At 70.1% G+C, this 17,220-nt stretch carries 14 protein-coding genes and 1 pseudogene; 11 read left to right on the top strand and 4 right to left on the bottom strand.

All coding sequences use genetic code 11. The features are described from left to right. The first annotated feature begins 56 nt into the window (after positions 1–56). Entirely contained in the window at positions 57–1,049 is a 993-nt protein-coding gene (locus ACZ6TU_RS16065; protein WP_469548871.1) for an ATP-binding cassette domain-containing protein, read from the top strand. Further along, the gene (locus ACZ6TU_RS16060) at positions 1,046–1,837 is read left to right on the top strand and encodes an ABC transporter permease (protein WP_467670005.1); all 792 of its coding nucleotides are present in this window, start codon (positions 1,046–1,048) and stop codon (positions 1,835–1,837) included. Before ACZ6TU_RS16065 ends, ACZ6TU_RS16060 begins: the two co-directional genes overlap by 4 nt. Before the next feature lie 65 nt (positions 1,838–1,902). Here the strand turns inward: ACZ6TU_RS16060 and ACZ6TU_RS16055 are convergent, their stop codons facing one another. Further along, entirely contained in the window at positions 1,903–2,841 is a 939-nt protein-coding gene (locus ACZ6TU_RS16055) for a nuclear transport factor 2 family protein (RefSeq protein WP_469548870.1), read from the bottom strand. Positions 2,842–2,913: 72 nt separating this feature from the next. Here ACZ6TU_RS16055 and ACZ6TU_RS16050 point away from each other — a divergent pair, with 72 nt between their 5' ends. From ACZ6TU_RS16050 to ACZ6TU_RS16015, 8 genes are all read left to right on the top strand, one after another. After that, positions 2,914–3,096: a hypothetical protein gene (locus ACZ6TU_RS16050; RefSeq protein ID WP_469548868.1), complete on the top strand. Its 183-nt coding sequence runs from the start codon at positions 2,914–2,916 to the stop codon at positions 3,094–3,096. 166 nt (positions 3,097–3,262) lie between these two features. Then, a complete protein-coding gene (locus ACZ6TU_RS16045; protein ID WP_469548865.1) occupies positions 3,263–5,734 on the top strand; it encodes an ATP-binding SpoIIE family protein phosphatase in 2,472 nt (823 codons plus the stop codon). A gap of 2 nt (positions 5,735–5,736) precedes the next feature. After that, positions 5,737–6,765 carry a LacI family DNA-binding transcriptional regulator gene (locus tag ACZ6TU_RS16040; RefSeq protein ID WP_467669999.1) on the top strand — a complete coding sequence of 343 codons (1,029 nt, stop codon included), beginning with the start codon at positions 5,737–5,739 and terminating at the stop codon, positions 6,763–6,765. A 45-nt stretch (positions 6,766–6,810) separates the two neighbouring features. After that, entirely contained in the window at positions 6,811–8,049 is a 1,239-nt protein-coding gene (locus ACZ6TU_RS16035) for an ABC transporter substrate-binding protein (RefSeq protein WP_467669997.1), read from the top strand. Next, on the top strand, positions 8,046–8,966 hold the full coding sequence (locus ACZ6TU_RS16030) for a carbohydrate ABC transporter permease (protein WP_467669995.1): 921 nt from the start codon (positions 8,046–8,048) through the stop codon (positions 8,964–8,966). The genes ACZ6TU_RS16035 and ACZ6TU_RS16030 overlap by 4 nt, the downstream gene beginning before the upstream one ends. Next, complete coding sequence (locus ACZ6TU_RS16025; protein WP_467669994.1) at positions 8,963–9,790, top strand: carbohydrate ABC transporter permease; 828 nt, start codon at positions 8,963–8,965, stop codon at positions 9,788–9,790. The genes ACZ6TU_RS16030 and ACZ6TU_RS16025 overlap by 4 nt, the downstream gene beginning before the upstream one ends. A gap of 45 nt (positions 9,791–9,835) precedes the next feature. Beyond that, on the top strand, positions 9,836–12,268 hold the full coding sequence (locus ACZ6TU_RS16020) for a TIM-barrel domain-containing protein (RefSeq protein ID WP_467669992.1): 2,433 nt from the start codon (positions 9,836–9,838) through the stop codon (positions 12,266–12,268). 6 nt (positions 12,269–12,274) lie between these two features. Further along, positions 12,275–12,397: a hypothetical protein gene (locus tag ACZ6TU_RS16015; protein WP_467670334.1), complete on the top strand. Its 123-nt coding sequence runs from the start codon at positions 12,275–12,277 to the stop codon at positions 12,395–12,397. 71 nt (positions 12,398–12,468) lie between these two features. On the opposite strand, the pseudogene ACZ6TU_RS16010 reads toward ACZ6TU_RS16015, so the two are convergent. After that, positions 12,469–12,623 (bottom strand): annotated as a pseudogene (locus ACZ6TU_RS16010) (DsbA family protein); the annotation flags it as partial. A gap of 276 nt (positions 12,624–12,899) precedes the next feature. On the opposite strand from ACZ6TU_RS16010, the gene ACZ6TU_RS16005 reads away from it, so the two are divergent. Next, the gene (locus ACZ6TU_RS16005) at positions 12,900–13,079 is read left to right on the top strand and encodes a hypothetical protein (protein WP_467669990.1); all 180 of its coding nucleotides are present in this window, start codon (positions 12,900–12,902) and stop codon (positions 13,077–13,079) included. 28 nt (positions 13,080–13,107) lie between these two features. On the opposite strand, the gene ACZ6TU_RS16000 is transcribed toward ACZ6TU_RS16005, so the two are convergent. Together ACZ6TU_RS16000 and ACZ6TU_RS15995 are read right to left on the bottom strand one after the other, a co-directional pair. Continuing rightward, a complete protein-coding gene (locus tag ACZ6TU_RS16000; protein WP_469548859.1) occupies positions 13,108–15,075 on the bottom strand; it encodes a glycoside hydrolase family 97 protein in 1,968 nt (655 codons plus the stop codon). Between the two features lie 599 nt (positions 15,076–15,674). After that, entirely contained in the window at positions 15,675–17,180 is a 1,506-nt protein-coding gene (locus ACZ6TU_RS15995) for an RICIN domain-containing protein (protein WP_467669986.1), read from the bottom strand. Between the last annotated feature and the right edge of the window lie 40 nt (positions 17,181–17,220).

The following is a 17,220-nucleotide window of genomic DNA, read 5'->3' as shown; positions in this document are numbered from 1 at the left end:
CCACATCGTCAACCGGCCCTACCCCCACTCACTTCAGCCTTCGATCGGAGGGCCCCATGCCTTCATCTGTCATGCCCACGCCCAGGCAGGGCGACGGTCCACAGTCGCCGGCCGCCGTCTCCACCGTCGGTCTACACAAGTCGTACGGCGACATAACTGTCCTCGACGGCATCGATCTGCGCATCCCGGCCGGGTCCGTGTTCGCGCTGCTCGGGCCTAACGGCGCCGGCAAGACCACCGCAGTGAAGATCCTTTCCACGCTCATCACCGCCGACGGCGGACAGGCCCAGGTCGCAGGCCACGACGTCGCCACGGCACCGGACGGGGTGCGTGCCGCGATCGGTGTCACGGGGCAGTTCTCCGCCGTCGACGGGCTGATCACCGGCGAGGAGAACATGCTCCTCATGGCGGACCTGCACCACCTGTCCAGGACCGAGGGGCGGCGGGTCACCGCCGAACTGCTGGAGCGCTTCGACCTCACCGAGGCCGCGAAGAAGCCCGCCTCCACGTACTCCGGCGGGATGAAGCGCCGCCTGGACATCGCCATGACCCTGGTCGGAGGCCCGCGGATCATCTTCCTCGACGAGCCCACCACCGGCCTCGACCCGCGCTCCCGCCACAACATGTGGCAGATCATCCGCGACCTCGTCTCGGACGGCGTCACCGTCTTCCTCACCACCCAGTACCTGGAGGAAGCCGACGAGCTCGCCGACCGTATCGCGGTGCTGAACGACGGCAAGATCGCTGCCCAGGGCACCGCCGAGGAGCTGAAACGGCTCATCCCCGGCGGCCACGTCCGGCTCCGCTTCGCCGACCCGGCCGCATACCAGAGCGCGGCCTCCGTACTGCGCGAGATCACCCGGGACGACGAGGCGCTGTCGCTGCAGATCCCCAGCGACGGCAGCCAGCGCGAGCTGCGCTCCCTCCTCGACTGGCTGGACTCCGCCGGCGTCGAGGCCGACGAGCTGACCGTGCACTCCCCCGACCTCGACGACGTGTTCTTCGCCCTGACCGGCGGCACCGACCAGCCCAAGGAGGCTGACCGATGAGCTCCCTCACCCTCGCCGTACGCGACTCGTCCACGATGCTGCGGCGCAACCTGCTGCACGCGCGGCGCTACCCTTCGCTGACCCTGAACCTGCTGCTGACGCCGATCGTCCTGCTGCTGCTGTTCGTCTACGTCTTCGGCGACGTGATGAGCGCGGGCATCGGCGGCGGCGGCGCCGATCGCTCGGAATACATCGCGTATCTCGTCCCGGGCATCCTGCTGATGACCGTCGGCGGCACCCTGGTCGGCACCGCGGTGTCCGTCTCCATGGACATGACCGAGGGCATCATCGCCCGCTTCCGCACGATGGCGATCCACCGTGGCTCCGTGCTCATCGGACACGTCATTGGCAGCGTGCTGCAGTCGATCGTCAGCGTGGTTCTCGTCGGTGCCGCCGGCGTGGCCATCGGCTTCCGCTCCACGGACGCCACGGCCCTGGAGTGGCTGGCGGCGTTCGGGCTGCTCACGCTGTTCGCCCTGGCGTTCACCTGGATCGCGGTCGGGATGGGCATGGTCAGCCCCAGCGCCGAGGCAGCCAGCAACAACGCGCTGCCGCTGGTCTTCCTGCCGCTCATCTCCAGCGCCTTCGTGCCGGTCGACGCGATGCCGGGCTGGTTCCAGCCGATCGCCCAGTACCAGCCGTTCACGCCCGCCATCGAGACGCTGCGCGGGCTGCTGCTCGGCACCGAGATCGGCAACAACTGGTGGATCACCATCCTCTGGTGCCTGGGCCTGGCGGCGCTCGGCTACCGCTGGTCGAAGGCGGTGTTCAACCGCGGTCCGAAGTGACCGCGCGGACTGCCTCCCCCAGCTCGTGCCGCCCCACGGGCGGCGTACTCCGACACCACGTCGGTTCACCTCCAAGCAATCGCCCATGCCAGGCGTACCAGCAACTGCCCCGAGGGGGCGGCGCCCCGTACGCCGCCCCAGTCCTGGACCTGGAACATCGTGTTGTCGTTCGCCGACGTCTCCGGCACGGCCTGGATCACGTCCCAGTGTTCGACGATCTTCCCGTGCCGCACCCGGAACAGGTCCACAATCGCCTGACCCCGCTCACCCGCCGCGTTCACAAAGTGATGGTGGACCGCGACCAGGTCGCCCTCGGCGATCACCCGCTTCGGGAAGACCTTCAGCTGTGGGAGTGCCTTGAAGAGGCCGCCGAGTCCCGCCTTCGCACCCTCCACGCCGTCGGGGACGTTCGGGTTGTGCCGGTGGTACTCGGGGCCGTAGTAGCGGTCGATCGCCGACAGGTCCTTGTGGACCATGAGTTCGTCGAAGGCCTCGGTGGCCAGCTTCTTGTCGTACTCGGTGAGCCACGCCGGCCCCGGCTGCTCCGTGCGCGGCCAACTCTCCGTCGAGAACATGTCGTTGCCGTTCACGGAAGTCTCGGGTACGTCCTCGACGACGTCCCAGTGCTCGGCGATCTTCCTGCCCTGGAACCGGAAGATGTCGAAGACCGCCGTGCCCCGTTCGCCCGGCGTCATGACGACGTTCGAGTGGACGAGCACCAGGTCACCCTCGGACATCACCCGCTTGATGTCGTACTTGGCGTGCGGGAACTGCCGGTGGCGGGCCGTACCGAGGTTCTTCAGCGCCTTGGCGCCGTCGGGCACGAGCGGGTTGTGCTGGATGCGGTCCGGGCGGACGTAGCGGTCGTCGACCTCGGTGTCGCCCCGCTCGAACAGGCCCTTGAGGACGCGTACGGTGACGGCTTTCTGGTAGCTGAGACGGGCGGAGCAGGCGGATCTGCCGCTACTGCGACAGGCCCTCAGGACCGGGACACACTGGGGCACTCGACGCCGAAGGTCCCTCTCGACCACTACGCTCACTTCACGCCCGGCGCAGATCCGCACAGTCTGACCGCCATGGACGCGTGGCTGGAAGACTGCCACCAGCAGGAAGTCCCCGAAAATCCCTGCCGGCCGGTTGGATCAAGGAAGAAGCTCTCGAACCCGCAGGTCAAGGAGCTGGTCGCTGGCGCACTCTTGTCCACGAAGTACGAGGAATCGGCCCGGGGCGGGCCGGCGGTGAACATCGTCGAGTGCTGAGGGGACGGATCCTGGTCCCGGGCCCGCATTTGACGCCGATCCTCACGACGGGCGACGCACCCGGGTGCTCCCGGGTTCCGCCACCTCGGCCCATCCGATTTGTCGGATTCTCCCGTGGCGCGCACGCTGGACTGTGAGTGACAACGCCGGCGCGAATTGGGCAGGAATGGCCACTTATGATCAGTCTCATGGTTACTACGGGTGGTCACCGGGTGCTGCGACAGCCACCATCAGCCTGGAGGGCGTGCTCACGGGGTGGAGCGAGGGCGCTAGGCGGCTGCTGGGCCACCGTGCCGGGGAGGTCGTCGGACGCGCGGCGGCCGGACTCCTCGCCGGTCCGGAGCCCCCCGACGCGGCCGGGCTCTCCCTGGCGGGCTCCCAGGAATGGAGCGGCACGGCGGCACTGCGGCACCGGGACGGCCACCTCGTCGAGCTGACCCTGCACGCCCATCCGTCGCTGGGCGGCGACGGCACCCCCCAGGGTTTCGTAGTGACCGCCACCACGGGTCGCGAGTCGGAGCACGATCTGAGGATGGTGGAGTGGGCGTTCGCCCAGTCGTCGATCCCGCTGTCAACGTATGCCACCGCCTCGGGCTCATGGCAGCTGAACGCGGCCGCGGAGGGCGGTGAGCAGGAGGTCCCGACGACCGCGGGCGAGGAGACGCGGGCGACCGACGGCAGGCAGGTGGCCGAGGACAATCCGTCGCCGGATTCCGCTCCCCTGGGCGACGCCCGCGCCGACAAGGGGTTCCTGGAGTGCGTCCGCCTGGTCGCCGAGGAAGCCCGGTCGATGCGCTACGAGCGCTTCGGCCGGGCTCAGCCCTCGGCTCGCCAGCGTGCCTGGATCATCGAGCTGTGGCCGGTCCGCGATCCCGTCACTGGTGAGGTGGTCGGCGTCGGCACCGCGACGTTCGACAGCAGTGAGCAGCGCTCCGCCCGCCAGCGGCTGGCCCTGCTGAAGGAGGCCGGCACCCGGATCGGTACGACCCTGAACGTCACACGGACCGCCGAGGAGCTCGCCGATCTGGTCGTTCCGCGGCTCGCCGACTTCGTCAGCGTGGACCTGCTGGACTCCGTGCTGCTCGGAGAGGAACCGGTCCCCGGGCCCGTCGACGCGGCCGTGGTGCTCCGCCGGGTCGCGCACCAGTCCGTCACCGCCGGCGGCGACACGCCCGAAGCCGCAGTCGACCTCGGAGAGGTCGACACCTACCCCCCGTACGCACCCCCTGCCCGTTCCCTGAGCAGCGGGCAATCCGTACTCAGCGGCATCGACGACCCCGACTTCGTCCGGTGGGTCACCGAGCACCGGATGAGGAGCACCCGGTTCCGGGAGTTCGGGTTCCACTCGCTCATGGCCACCCCGCTGCGGGCCCGGGGCATCACCCTCGGGGTGGCGGTCTTCGTGCGCGGGGAGGGCTCCGAGCCCTTCGAGCAGGACGATCTGCTGCTCGCCGAAGAACTCGCCGGCCGGGCGGCCGTGGGCGTGGACAACGCGCGCCGCTACACCCGCGAGCGCACCAACGCGCTCACCCTCCAGCGCAGTCTGCTGCCCCGTGATCTCCCCAGGCAGGCGGCCGTCGAGGTGGCGTACCGATATCTTCCGGCCGGTACGGGCGTGGGAGTGGGCGGCGACTGGTTCGACGTCATCCCCCTGTCGGGCACCCGGGTGGCCCTGGTCGTCGGCGACGTGGTCGGGCACGGCATCCACGCCTCCGCCACCATGGGGCAGCTGCGCACCGCGGTGCGCACCCTCGCCGACGTGGATCTGCCGCCCGATGAGCTCCTCACCCACCTCGACGACCTGGTCATCCACCTCACGTCGGACGACTCCGGCGTCGAGACCGGCCTGCGGGACACCACCGGTGAGATCGGGGCGACCTGCCTCTACGCCGTCTACGACCCGGTCTCCCGCGTCTGCACCCTCGCCAGTGCCGGCCACCTGCCGCCCGCCGTCCTGCTCCCCGACGGCGCGGTCAGCGTGGTCCAGCTGACCCCCGGCCCGCTGCTGGGAGTCGGCGGTCTGCCCTTCGAGTCCGCCGAGCTGGAACTGCCCGAGGGCAGTCTGCTGGCCTTCTACACGGACGGCCTGATCGAGGCACGCGATCGAGACGTCAGCCTCGGCCTGGATCGGCTGTGCGACGCCCTGGCCCACCCTGTTCCCTCGCTGGAGGTCACCTGCGACGCCATCCTCAAGGCCCTGTTGCCCGACAGCCCACCCGACGACGTGGCCCTCCTCCTGGCGCGCACCCGAGCCCTGCACGCCGACCAGGTCGCCGCCTGGGCCCTGCCCGCCGATCCGGCGATCGTGGCCGACGCCCGGGCCCAGACCAGCCGTCAGCTCGCAGCCTGGGGGCTGGAGGACGCGGCGTTCGTCACCGAGCTGGTGGTGAGCGAACTCGTCACCAACGCCATCCGCTACGGGGACGTACCGATCGGACTGCGGCTGATCCGGGACCGGACTCTGATCTGCGAGGTGTCCGACGCCAGCAGCACAGCCCCGCACCTGCGCCGTGCCCGCACCTACGACGAGGGCGGGCGGGGGCTGCACATGGTCGCCCAGCTCACCCAGGGCTGGGGCACCCGCCAGACCACCATGGGCAAGACCATCTGGGCCGAACAACCCATCCCGGCCAGCTGACCATGGCAGAGCACCCGGGCGTTCCGACGCCGCAGCGGCCCGCAGACACCGGCGGCCGGACCCACACGCTGGGGTTGCTCTACCCGCCGGCCGACCGGAATCGCGTTTACACGACGATGCAACTCGCCTTCATCGGCGGGGTGGCCGAGGCCGCCGCCGGCTACGGCTACGACCTGTTGCTCTCCCCGGCGGACACGGACGACGACCCTTCGTTCCGGCGGATGGTGGGTGAGGGGCGGTGGCCGGACGGCCCGTGGCGGACGGGCGGCGAGGGGCGGGAAGAGGGGGAGCGGCCGTGTGTGGGCCTGCCACGCGTCGACGGCGTGATCGTCATGGAGGTCCGCCGGGAGGACAACCGGGTCGGCCATCTGGCCGAGGCGGGCTTCCCGTTCGTCGCCATCGGCCGCAATCCCCGGGCTGACGCGGCCGGCTGGGTCGATCTGGACTTCGCGGGTCTGGCGAGTGCCTGCGTCCAGCACCTCGCCGACCTGGGGCACCGCAGGATCGCCTTTGTCAACCGGTCGGAGCGGCTCTTCGACAGCGGGTACGGGTTCGCGCGGCTCGGCGACGAGGGCTACACCGAGGCGATGACGAAACTGGGGCTCACCCCCCGTGCGTACCTCTGCGACGACGACATCGTCTCGGGGCAGGAGGTCGTGGAGCGGATCCTGCTGGACGATCCGGCGACCACCTCCCTGGTCACCCAGAACGAGGCGGCCCTGGAGGGCCTCTACCGCGGGCTGACCCGGCACGGCCGCAGCGTGCCGCGCGACTTCTCCGTCGTCGGTGTGGCGGCCAGCCCCTGGGCCGAGCAGGTGAGCCCGCCGCTGACCGCCGCCGACATACCCGCCAAGGAGATGAGCCGGGTGGCCGTCGACCTGATGGTGGAGCGGCTGCGCTCACCCGGCTCGAATCCCCGGCACGTCCTGATGAAACCCCTGATCACCCTGCGCGCCAGCACAGGCCGCTGCCGACCGGTGCCCGGTTCGGAACCCGAGCCGGAGTTTCCGGATTTTGACCTGGATTTCTGATACGTCACTTCCTGGACCCCGATCACGATCCTCTGGGAGCAGCCCATGTCCTACACGGTCGACCGCCGCGGCCTCATGCGTACCGCGGGCGCGGGAGTGGCTGCCATCGGTCTTGGCGGGGCGCTGGCCTCCTGCGGCTCCGACGAGTCGGAAACGGTCGCCCTCACCTGGTGGGACTACTTCACCCTGGACAACTTCCAGCCCGGGATGAACCGTCTCATCAGGGACGTCGAGGCCGGCGTCCCGAACGTCCGGATCCAGCGGCGGACCTTCCCGTTCACGGAGCTCGACCGGCAGATCACCCTGGGCGCGATCTCCGGCGAGCGGCCCGACATCGCCATCGTGGACAACGTCGCCATGAACACCCTGGGGGGCAGCGATCTGCTGGCCGACCTCACCGGCAGGGTCGAGGCGTGGGGCCAGGCCGACCAGTACTACAAAGGCCCCTGGGACAGCTGCCGGATCGGCGGGAAGGTCCTGGGGATCCCCAACAACAGCAACTGCCTCGCCCTCTACTACAACACCCGGATGCTCGAGTCCGCCGGAGTGGAACCCCCCACCACCTGGGACGAGCTGGCCTCCGCGGCCGAGCGGCTGACCAGCGGGGACCGGTTCGGTCTGGCACTGAGCGCGATCAAGTCCGAGGAGGGCGTCTTCCAGTTCCTGCCGTTCCTGTGGCAGGCGGGCGGCGACCTGGACACCTTCGCCACCGACGGCGCGACGGCGCTGTCCTTCCTCCACGACCTGATCGCCAAGGGATCGCTGTCGGAGAGTTGCGTGGGCTGGACCCAGCAGGACGTCAACACGCGGTTCATGAACCAGCGCGCCGCCCTGCAGATCAACGGGCCCTGGCAGATCCCCACCCTGAAGCAGGCGGACTTCGACTGGGGCGTCGTCGCCCTGCCCCGCGGCCAGGAGGCCGCCACCTGCCTGGGCGGGGAGAACTGGGTCCTGATGGCGCAGAGCGAGAACCTGGACAAGGCGTGGGAGGTCCTGGAGTACACCCAGCGCCCGTCGGTGCTGGTGCCGTATCTGGTGTCGTTCGGCAACCTGCCCGCGCGCGAGGACCTCGCCGACCGGGGCACCTGGGCGTCCGACCCGGCGCTGCGGCTCTTCCTCAGCCAGCTCCCCCTCGCCCGCCCACGGCAATACGGACGTGGTTACGCCGACGCCTCGCAGGCCGTCTCAGAGGCCGAGCAGGCCGTGCTGACCGGTTCCGCATCCCCGTCCGCGGCGGCGAGGACCGCGGCCGCCAAGATCGACAAAGCACTGTCCGGCCGATGAGGCCACACCGGAGCAGGCCGCCGTCCTCCCGCCGCCGACGCGCGGGCTACCTGTTCTGCCTTCCGGGGATGACCTTCCTCGCCCTCTTCCTGGCCTACCCGCTGTTCTACAACGTCCGGACGTCCGTCCACGACGTGCGGTTGGGCCAACTGCTCGGCAGGAGCTGGCAGTTCAACGGCCTTGACAACTACCGGGCCGTGCTCGACGATCCGGCCTTCTGGCACTCCGTACGTCTCTCGGTGGTCTTCACCCTGGGATCGCTGGTGTTCCAGTTCTCCCTCGGCTTCGCCCTGGCCCTGCTCTTCGCCCGCCCGTTCCCGCTGGGCGGCCTCCTGCGCTCCCTCCTCCTCGTGGCCTGGCTGCTACCCCCGGTGGTCAGCGGCACCCTCTTCCGCTGGCTCCTCGACGCGGAGTCCGGCGCCTACAACGCCCTGCTGGAGGCGGTGGGCCTGGGCGTCCTCTCCCACGACTGGCTCACCGACCCGTCCACCTCACTCGCCGGAGTCGTCTTCGCCAACATCTGGGTCGGCGTGCCCTTCAACATGCTGCTGCTCCTGGTGGGCCTGCACACCATCGATCCCCAGCTGTACGAGGCCGCGGCCATCGACGGCGCGGGACCCTGGCAGCGCTTTCACCGGATCACCCTCCCGCTGATGCGACCGGTCTCCGTCACCGTGCTGCTGCTCGGCCTCATCTACACCTTCAAGGTCTTCGACACCGTCTTCGTGATGACGGGCGGCGGCCCTGTCGACTCCACCCGCGTGCTCTCCCTCTACGTGTACGAGGTCTTTTTCAGGTTCTTCCGGTTCGGGCAGGGGGCGGCCGCCGGCCTGCTGCTGCTCGTCGTACCACTGCTCGCGGGCGTCTTCTACGTACGACGGCTGCGGCGCGAGGAAACGACAGGGGGTGCCACGTGAAACCGCCCCGCCACCCCTGGTTGCTCACCGCGACCGCCGTGGTGATCACCGCGGCCTTCCTGCTGCCGGTGTACTGGATGGCCAAGACCAGCCTCACGCCGCCGGACGGGATCCTGGCACCGACCCCGCAGTGGGTCCCTTACCCGGTCACCGGCGAGAACTACTCGACGGCGCTGGGCTACGAGGGCCTGACCCGGGCCCTGTTCAACAGCCTGGTGATCTCCACCGGCGTGGTGGCGCTGACCATGCTCCTCGGTGTCCCGCTCGCCTACGCCCTCGCCCGGGTACGGATGCGGGGCTCGGGCAGCATGGTGCTCGCCCTGCTCGTCGCCCAACTGCCGCCCGCGATCGTGCTGGCCGCACCGCTGTTCATCCTCGAACGCCGGGCCGGTCTCGACGACACGTACGTGGGCCTGATCGCCGCCGACACCACGCTCACCCTCCCCTTCGCGGTGATCGTGCTGCGCCCGGTGCTGCGCGCGGTCTCCGCCGAACTGGAGGAGGCCGCACTGGTCGACGGCTGCGGGCTGCCCGGCGTAGTGCTGCGCGTCGTCCTGCCGCTCACGGTGCCGGGACTGGTCGCGACGGCCGGGCTGTCCTTCCTGCTCGGCTGGGGCGAGTTCCTCTTCGGGCTCACGCTCGCCGAGGAGCCCGGCGTCCAGCCCGTCACCGTCCTGCTCAACGCCTTCGTCGGCCGGCACGGCACGGCGTGGGGAGCCCTGATGGCGACCGCCACCCTCATCAGCATTCCGGTGGTCTGCGTCTTCGCGCTCTTCCAGCGCTTCATCGTCGGCGGCCTCACCGTCGGCAGCGTCAGGGGCTGACGATGCGCGCGCCCACCCACACCCGACTTCACGACCGGGAAAGCCATGTCCTCACTGCATCCCCGTGACCACACGGCGTACGTCGCCCCGCCGCCGCCCCTGGTCCCCGCCGGGCCGGGCGCACTCGACCCGGTCGTCAGCGCCTCCGTCGCCCGCGCAGGCGCCGGCGGCGCGACCCTGGACGTACGCACCGCCGCCGGACGCACCGGCACACTCCGGCTGCGGCCCGCGACGGGCACGGCCGTACGCGTCACCCTGCGCATGGACGACGTCCCGACCGCGCCGCGTGCATCCCTCGTCACCGCGCCACACGACGGCAGATGCATCATCGAACAGCCCCAGAACGCGGTGACCCTGCGGCTCGGGGCCCTGAGCGTGGAGGTGCGCCTGTCCCCGTTCTCGATGGAACTGACCGACCGCCACGGCCGGTCGCTGCGCCAGGTCACCGACGTACGAGACCCCAACGGCCGCCTGACCGTTCTCCCGCTCGGTGTCACCGAACTCACGGACGGCGGCCTCGCCCACCACGACAGCTGGACCGCCGAACCCGACGAGCATTTCTACGGCCTCGGTGAACGCTTCACCGGCCCGGACCTGCGAGGCCAGCGGGTCGAGTGCTGGGGCCAGGACGCCCTCGGCTCCACCGGCACCCGCTCCTACAAAGCGGTCCCGTTCCTGCTCTCCAGCCGGGGCTATGCCGTCCTGGTCGACACCACGACCGCGGCGACCTTCGACCTCGCGCACAGCAACACCGGCGCCTGGTCCATGACCGTCCCCGACGAGGTGCTCGACTACTGCCTGATCAGCGGCACCCCCGCCGAATGCCTGGCCGCCTACCGCGACCTGACCGCCCCCGCCCTGCTGCCTCCGAGATGGGCCTTCGGACCCTGGATCTCCGGCGGCTTCCGCCAGGACAGCGCGGCCGACGTCCGTGCGCGCGCCCGCCGGATCCGCGAACGCCGCTTCCCCTGCGACGTCCTGCACATCGACACGTACTGGCAGCCGCACGGCTCCTGGTCCGACATGAGCTGGGACACCGAGGCCTTCCCCGACCCCCGGGGGCTGGTGGAGGCACTGGCCGGGGAGGGCTTCCACGTCTCACTCTGGATGAACCCGCACATCGGCGTGAACAGTGCCCACTACGCGGAGGCGAACCGCAACGGCTGGTTCCTGCGCACCGCCTCCGGCTCCACATGGGTCGGGCAGGTCTGGGGTGGGGCGCATCCGGACACGGCCCTGCTGGACCTCACCCATCCCGGTGCGGTCGCCTGGTTCCGGGACCGCATCCGCCAGGTCATGGCCGGCGGGCCGTGCGTCCTCAAGACCGACTTCGGCGAGGCGGTCCCCGCCGACGCCGTCGCCCACAACGGCATGACCGGCGACCGCCTGCACAACCTCTACCCCCTCCTCTACAACGACCTGGTCGCCGAGGTCACCCGAGAGGCCACCGCGGACCACGGCCTGACCTGGGGCCGCTCCACCTGGACCGGCGGCCAGCGCCACGGCGCCAAGTGGACCGGCGACCCCAACGCCGACTGGCCGGACCTCGCCGCCACCCTCCGCGCCGGCCTCTCCCTCTCCTTCTCCGGCCACCCCTTCTGGAGCCACGACATCGGCGGCTTCCACGGCACCCCGGACGCCGAACTCTTCGTGCGCTGGGCCCAGTTCGGTCTGCTGTCACCGCTCAGCCGCTTCCACGGCATGACCTCCCGACTGCCCTGGGACTTCGGCGAGGAGGCGTATGCGGCAGTGCTGCACGCGGCCCGCCTGCGGATGAGTCTGCTGCCCCACCTCCACGCGGCCGCGGTGGAGTCCGTACGCACCGGCGAGCCGCTGGCCCGCCCCATGGCCCTGGACCATCCGGACCGCCCCGACGCCCATGCCGCCGACCTCCAGTACCTGCTGGGCCCCGACCTGCTGGTCGCCCCGCTGTACGCGCCGGGCGGACGACGGCAGGTCTGGTTCCCGCCCGGTGAGTGGCTGCCGTACGCGGGTGGAGAACAGCCCGGAAAGCCGACCGGAGAGCAGCACGCGAGGCGGGGAGGCGAACCGGGCGCGAGAAAGAGCGGCGAGCCGGGCAACGCACCGGCCGGCGAACCGGTCACCGGTCCGGCCTGGCATCGGGTGGAGCTCCCGCTCGCGACCGCCCCGCTCTGGCTACGGGCCGGCAGCCTGTTGCTGACCACCGCTCCGGCCGACCGCGCGGGCAGCGCCCCGTTCCCGGAGGTGACCGCCGTCTGGGTCCGCCCCCAGGCCGAGCCCTCCCGTACGGCCCGGGCTGTCCTGTGCGACGAGGACGGCCACCGGACCGTCATCACCGCCCGCCTGTCCGGCGACGACCGCCTGACCCTCCGCACGGAGGGACCCGGCCGCCCGCGGCTGCGCGTCGCCCTCCCGGGCTTTCCCCACGGGGCCCTGACGGCCGAGGTAAACGGCGTACCGACCGAGGTGGGCCTGTGGCCCGGAGGCGAATGGTGACACCGGATGCGATCGAGGGCTCCGGAGGACGGCACCAGCTTCATCAGCGCCGAGGACTACGCGGTCGCCCTGGTCGACGAGGCCGAGAAGAACACGGCGCTCCGCCGCCGCATCACCGTCGCGTACTGACGCACGTCTCTCCAGGGCATCCGTTTCGGCATCAGGCCGACCAGCATGGCCAAGGCGACGCGAGCAAGGCCGACGTAGAAGGCCCGCTGGAGGGCGCCGGCCAGTTCCGCCGCGCGCGGTCGGGGGCCACCTGGCGCAGGGCGGCGACGCCGCGTGCGGCGGCCCGGGAGTCCATCACGAACGATCCGTCGGCGATCAGCCGCTCGTAGCCCTCGCCGAACTCGGCGCGGGCCACGGGTCAACTGGTCTTGCCGCCCCTCTGCCTGTCGGGCCGCCCTGTTCGCGGCGATCGCCGCCGGCCCGGCCCTTCCACTTCCGTGGCCGGACCGGCGGCGACCCGGGTACCACCGGGAATCGCCGGTCGCCAACGGACCCGACGGTGGGCACCGTCGACTTCGGCTTCGGCGGGCACTGGACGATCTAGCTGGCCCTGCGCCGGACCATGTCGGTCGGACGACGTCAGGTACTCGCCGCAGGTTCGCTCACGGCCGCCGGGGTCGCCGTGGGTACCGGAACGGGATACGCCGCCAAGTCCGGTGAGGAGACCAAGAGCCTGACACAGCTGTACCGCGAGGCGAAGGCGGAGGGCGGCACCCTCGGCATCACGCTGAACATCGTCGCGAACCTCCTCAGGCGAGTGCCGGGCCGGGGCGGAGAAGCCCAGGCCCGGCAGCGGGCGTGACGAGGCCGATGTCCTCAGGGGACGGCCGTCAGCTCGGCTTGAGGATGATCGCCTGGCCGCCCGCGGGGGCCATGGCCACGTCCAGCGTGGTGGCCGAGGTGACGGTCCGGGTACTGACCACGACCGGGGTCTGGTACGGGCTGGTGCCCGGCGTGCCGTCGGCGTAGACGGTGGCCGTGTAACTGATACCGCTGTCCAGGAACGACAGCGGGAGCGACAGCGTCCGGGCCGTCTCGTTGGTCATCGCTCCCAGATACCAGGTGGTCCCCCGCCGACGGGCCACGGCGACGAACTGGCCGATCGATCCGGCCAGGGTTCGGCTCACGTCCCAGGTCGTGGGGACGGCGTTGAACCAGGGCAGGCCCGGCCAGTTCGCGGGGTTGGCGTACTTGGACGTCTGCTTGTCATACCAGAAGAGGAAGTTCAGCGGCTGGTAGTACACCGCGGCCATCGCCATCTGGTGGGCGTTCGTGGTCTTGTTGCGGGACTGGCCGTAGCAGATCGTGTAGTCCAGCGGGCCGCCGATGTTGCGGGCGAAGGGCAGGGTCACGTTGTGGGTGGCGGTCGGGAACTGCTCGTTGCCCCGGACGCCTTCCATGCTGAGGAAGTTCGGGTACGTGCGCTCGTAGCCGAACGGGCGGATGTTGTCGTGCATGTCGATCAGCAGCTGGTACTTCGCGGCCGTCTTCGCCCAGCCGGTGATCTGGTTTGTCATGGCCTGGGTGCCGTCGAGGACGAAACCCAGCTTGACGCCGGCCACGCCCCAGCTCTTGTAGAGCGCGAACAGGGAGTCCACGTCGCCCAGCGCGGCGCGGTCCGCGTAGAGGATGACCCCGATGCCGCGGTCGGTGGCATAGGAGATGACCGAGGGAAGGTCGATCTCGGGAATCGGCTGCCTGGCGGGCGAGGTGACCGGTCCGTACCATCCGCCGTCGTACTCGATGTACTGCAAGCCGCGCGCGACGGCGAAGTCGACGCCCTGGATGCCGGCGGCGGTGGTGAGCTCGCAGCGGAAGACCTTGCCGGGCTTGATCCACGAGGTGTCGGCGAGGGCGTTGGGCGGGGCCAGGTTGAGCACCAGGTCGGCGTTGTCGACCAGCTCGGCGTGGGTCGACCCGATCACCACCGCGCGCCACGGCGTCGCGAACGGCGTGGTGACGGTGGAGGTCGTCGCGACCGGGCCGCTGCCGCGTGCGGTGTGCTCCATCAGGAAGGCGGACAGGGCGTTGGGCTGCCCGGACACGGAACTGAGCATCATCCGGGGGAAGTTCACCCGGGAGGACTCGCACACGCACGCGATGACCCCACTGGGCAGAGTCGCGGTCAGCGGCAGGTCGGTCAGAGGGCCGTTGTCCGTGCCGGAGGTGCCGGTGACCGGGATGGAACCGGGGGCGAGCGGGATGTAGTCGGCCTCGTCACGGGCGCTGTAGACCAGCGTCTTGTCCGGGAAGGTGAACGTCGTCAGCTCGTCGGAGACGGTGGCGGTGCCGGCGCCGAGCAGGACGTAGCGGAGGGCGACGCCGGCGTTGTAGGCGCGGGCCTCGACGCTGAAGCGGACCCCGGAGACGGTGTCCTGGAGGTTCCAGCGCTGCTCCTGGTAGTGGTCGGTAACGGTCGAGTTGCGGCCGTAGACCGGATTCCAGGTGGTGTTGATGGTCCAGTGCTGGTTCTGGGTCACCGTCACGTTGCTGCCGAGGGTCGTCCCGTTGCTCAGTCTGAGACCGAGGGGCGAGGTGGCGATCACCGTGGTGCCGCTGCGTAGGACGGACCACTGGAGCGCTCCACCCACCACCGACAAGGTGAGGACCGTCCTGCCATCCGGCGAGGTCGCTCTGACGGAGGCGTCCGCGGCGTAGGCGGGCCATGCCGCCCCCATCCCCGCCGCCGTTCCGGCGGTGATGATCACGCCCTTGAGTATTCCCCTGCGGGAGACGGTCGCCGAGTTCTCGACGGAACCCTCAATGGGCTCTTCCTGCTCGCCTGCACTGCGCATCATGAGTGGAACCTCCTCCTTGAGGACCGCATGACAGCGGACCACACTTCGGTCAAAACCAACCGGTAGTAAACGTTTGAAGGTGTTGGGTCAGTTGTAGGGGTGTCCGAATGCGAGCCAACAGGCGTTGGCAAGTCATGTGACCGGTACCGACAGGGGATGTGACCGCTGATGACTCGTCACGCTCGTGCGGGACACAAGGGCGGAAGGCCACCCTGCCCCGGTCGACGACATCGAGCGCTGAAGGAACCGAGGCCGCGTCGTCGCGCCGGAGATCACGGAGGACCAGCTTGGGCGCCGCCCAGTCGATCCGCATGCGCTACGGCGCCCGGCCCTGGATCTCGCCGACGCGGTGAGAGGGCGCCGGTTGTCGACTACGACACCGACGATCCTCACCCTCTGGTCGCGCACTTCCGGGCCGTACGGCCTCTCGGACGCCAGGCTTTCCGTGCGCTGTCCGGCGTGCGCCACCGTCAGCCACTACAACCGCCGTGGCGACCCACTGCCACACGCGTTACCTGTCACAGATGGCGCCGCGTCACTTCGGTGTACGGGCAGTGCCCCGGCGGCCCGCTCGATGGCGGGGTCGCCGGGGCACGCGGTCACGAGAGAGTCCAGGTCTCGCTGCCGGCGCTCGCGCTGCCGCCGAGCTCTTGGTCCACCGCTGCTCCCTGGGTGGTCGAGCCCGCGACGCCGATGTGCAGGCCGCTGCCGATGTTCACCAGCATGTAGTTGCTGCCGGTGTAGCTGCCGGTCAGGTCCAGGGCCCACTGCTGGTTCGTCCCGCCGTTGCAGGTCCACTGCTGCAACTGGACGCCGGCGGTGGTCGACCGGTTCGGGACGTCCAGGCACAGCCCGCTCTTGACGCTCTTGAGCGTGAAGATGTTGTCCGCCACCCGGGTGAGGGTCCACTGCTGGTTCGTATTGCCGTTGGACGGCCACTGGATGATCTTGGCGCCGGTCGCGGTGGAGCCGCTGGCGACGTCCATCAGCATCGAACTGCTGACGTTCTTCAGGGTGTGGACCCCCTCCGACGGGATCCCGCTGCCGGCCGTCCATGTGCCCGCGTCCACGTTGAGGGACCAGGTCGGGTACTGACCGAGGTTCACCGTCGTGCCCCGGATGGTCAGCGGCAGCCAGATCAGCTTCGACGCGCCCAGGTTGGAGGCGTCCCAGCGGTCACCGGCGTAGATGTACGTGGTGCCGGAAGTGCCCTGGACCGTGATGACGTTCGCCGTCTGACTGCCGTAGGTCTTGGTGCCGGGAGCGGCGAAGTTCCGGAAGGCCGACCAGGGGCCGCTCAGTGACGTGGCGGTGGCGTAGATGTTGTCGTTCAGGCTCCAACCGGTCAGGTGGGAGCCGAAGACGTAGTACATCCCGCCGATCTTCACCATGGCGGGCGACTCGACGCTGCCGCTGCTGCCGCCGCTGCCCAGGGTCGTCACCAGGCTGTCGACGGACAGGTAGTCGGCGGACAGCTTGTAGACGCGCAGACCGTTGTTGCGGTCCTCGCTCAGCAGGTAGCCGGTGCCGTCGGTGTCCTGGAACAGGCCGATGTCACGGCTCAGGTTGCCCATCGGCCGGAAGCTGCCCCGGTAGGTGTACGGGCCGCACGGCGTGCTGCTCGTGGCCACACCGACCCTGGCCTCGGCGTAGTTGGTGCTGTCGATGTGCATGTACATCACGTACGTGCTGGTCGACTTGTTGTAGATGACCTTCGGCCGCTCCACGATCCGGCTCGGTCCCAGGTCCCCGCTGCTCTGCCTGCTCAGGGCCTGGCCCTGGTAGCTCCAGTTCGCCAGGTCGGTCGAGGTGTAGCAGGTGATGTCCTCGAACGACGTGTCCGCCGACGTCTTCCCGGTCTTGTCCTCGCCGAAGCCGTACCAGGTGTCGCCGACCTTGACGATGCCGAGCCCGTGCAACTGCAGGGTGTTGCCGTTCTGGTCGGTTCGTGCGGCGCCCGTCGTGAAGGTCACCGTGGCCGCGTGTGCCTGCGTGGCGGGCACGAGCAGGGCGGCCAGGCTGCCGAGCAGGGTCAGGAGCGTGGCGAGGGTGGTCCGCCATCTGGTGCGCGGTGGCGGTGTGCGGTGTGATGTGGTGTCGGGCATGGTGTCACCTCTCCGTCGAGGTCCGGGGATTGTGCGGGGG

It is taken from the genome of Streptomyces sp. NPDC052064 (genome assembly GCF_055585925.1).
The sequence above is the reverse complement of the archived record's forward strand: the minus strand, read 5'-3'. Positions and strand labels throughout refer to the sequence as shown.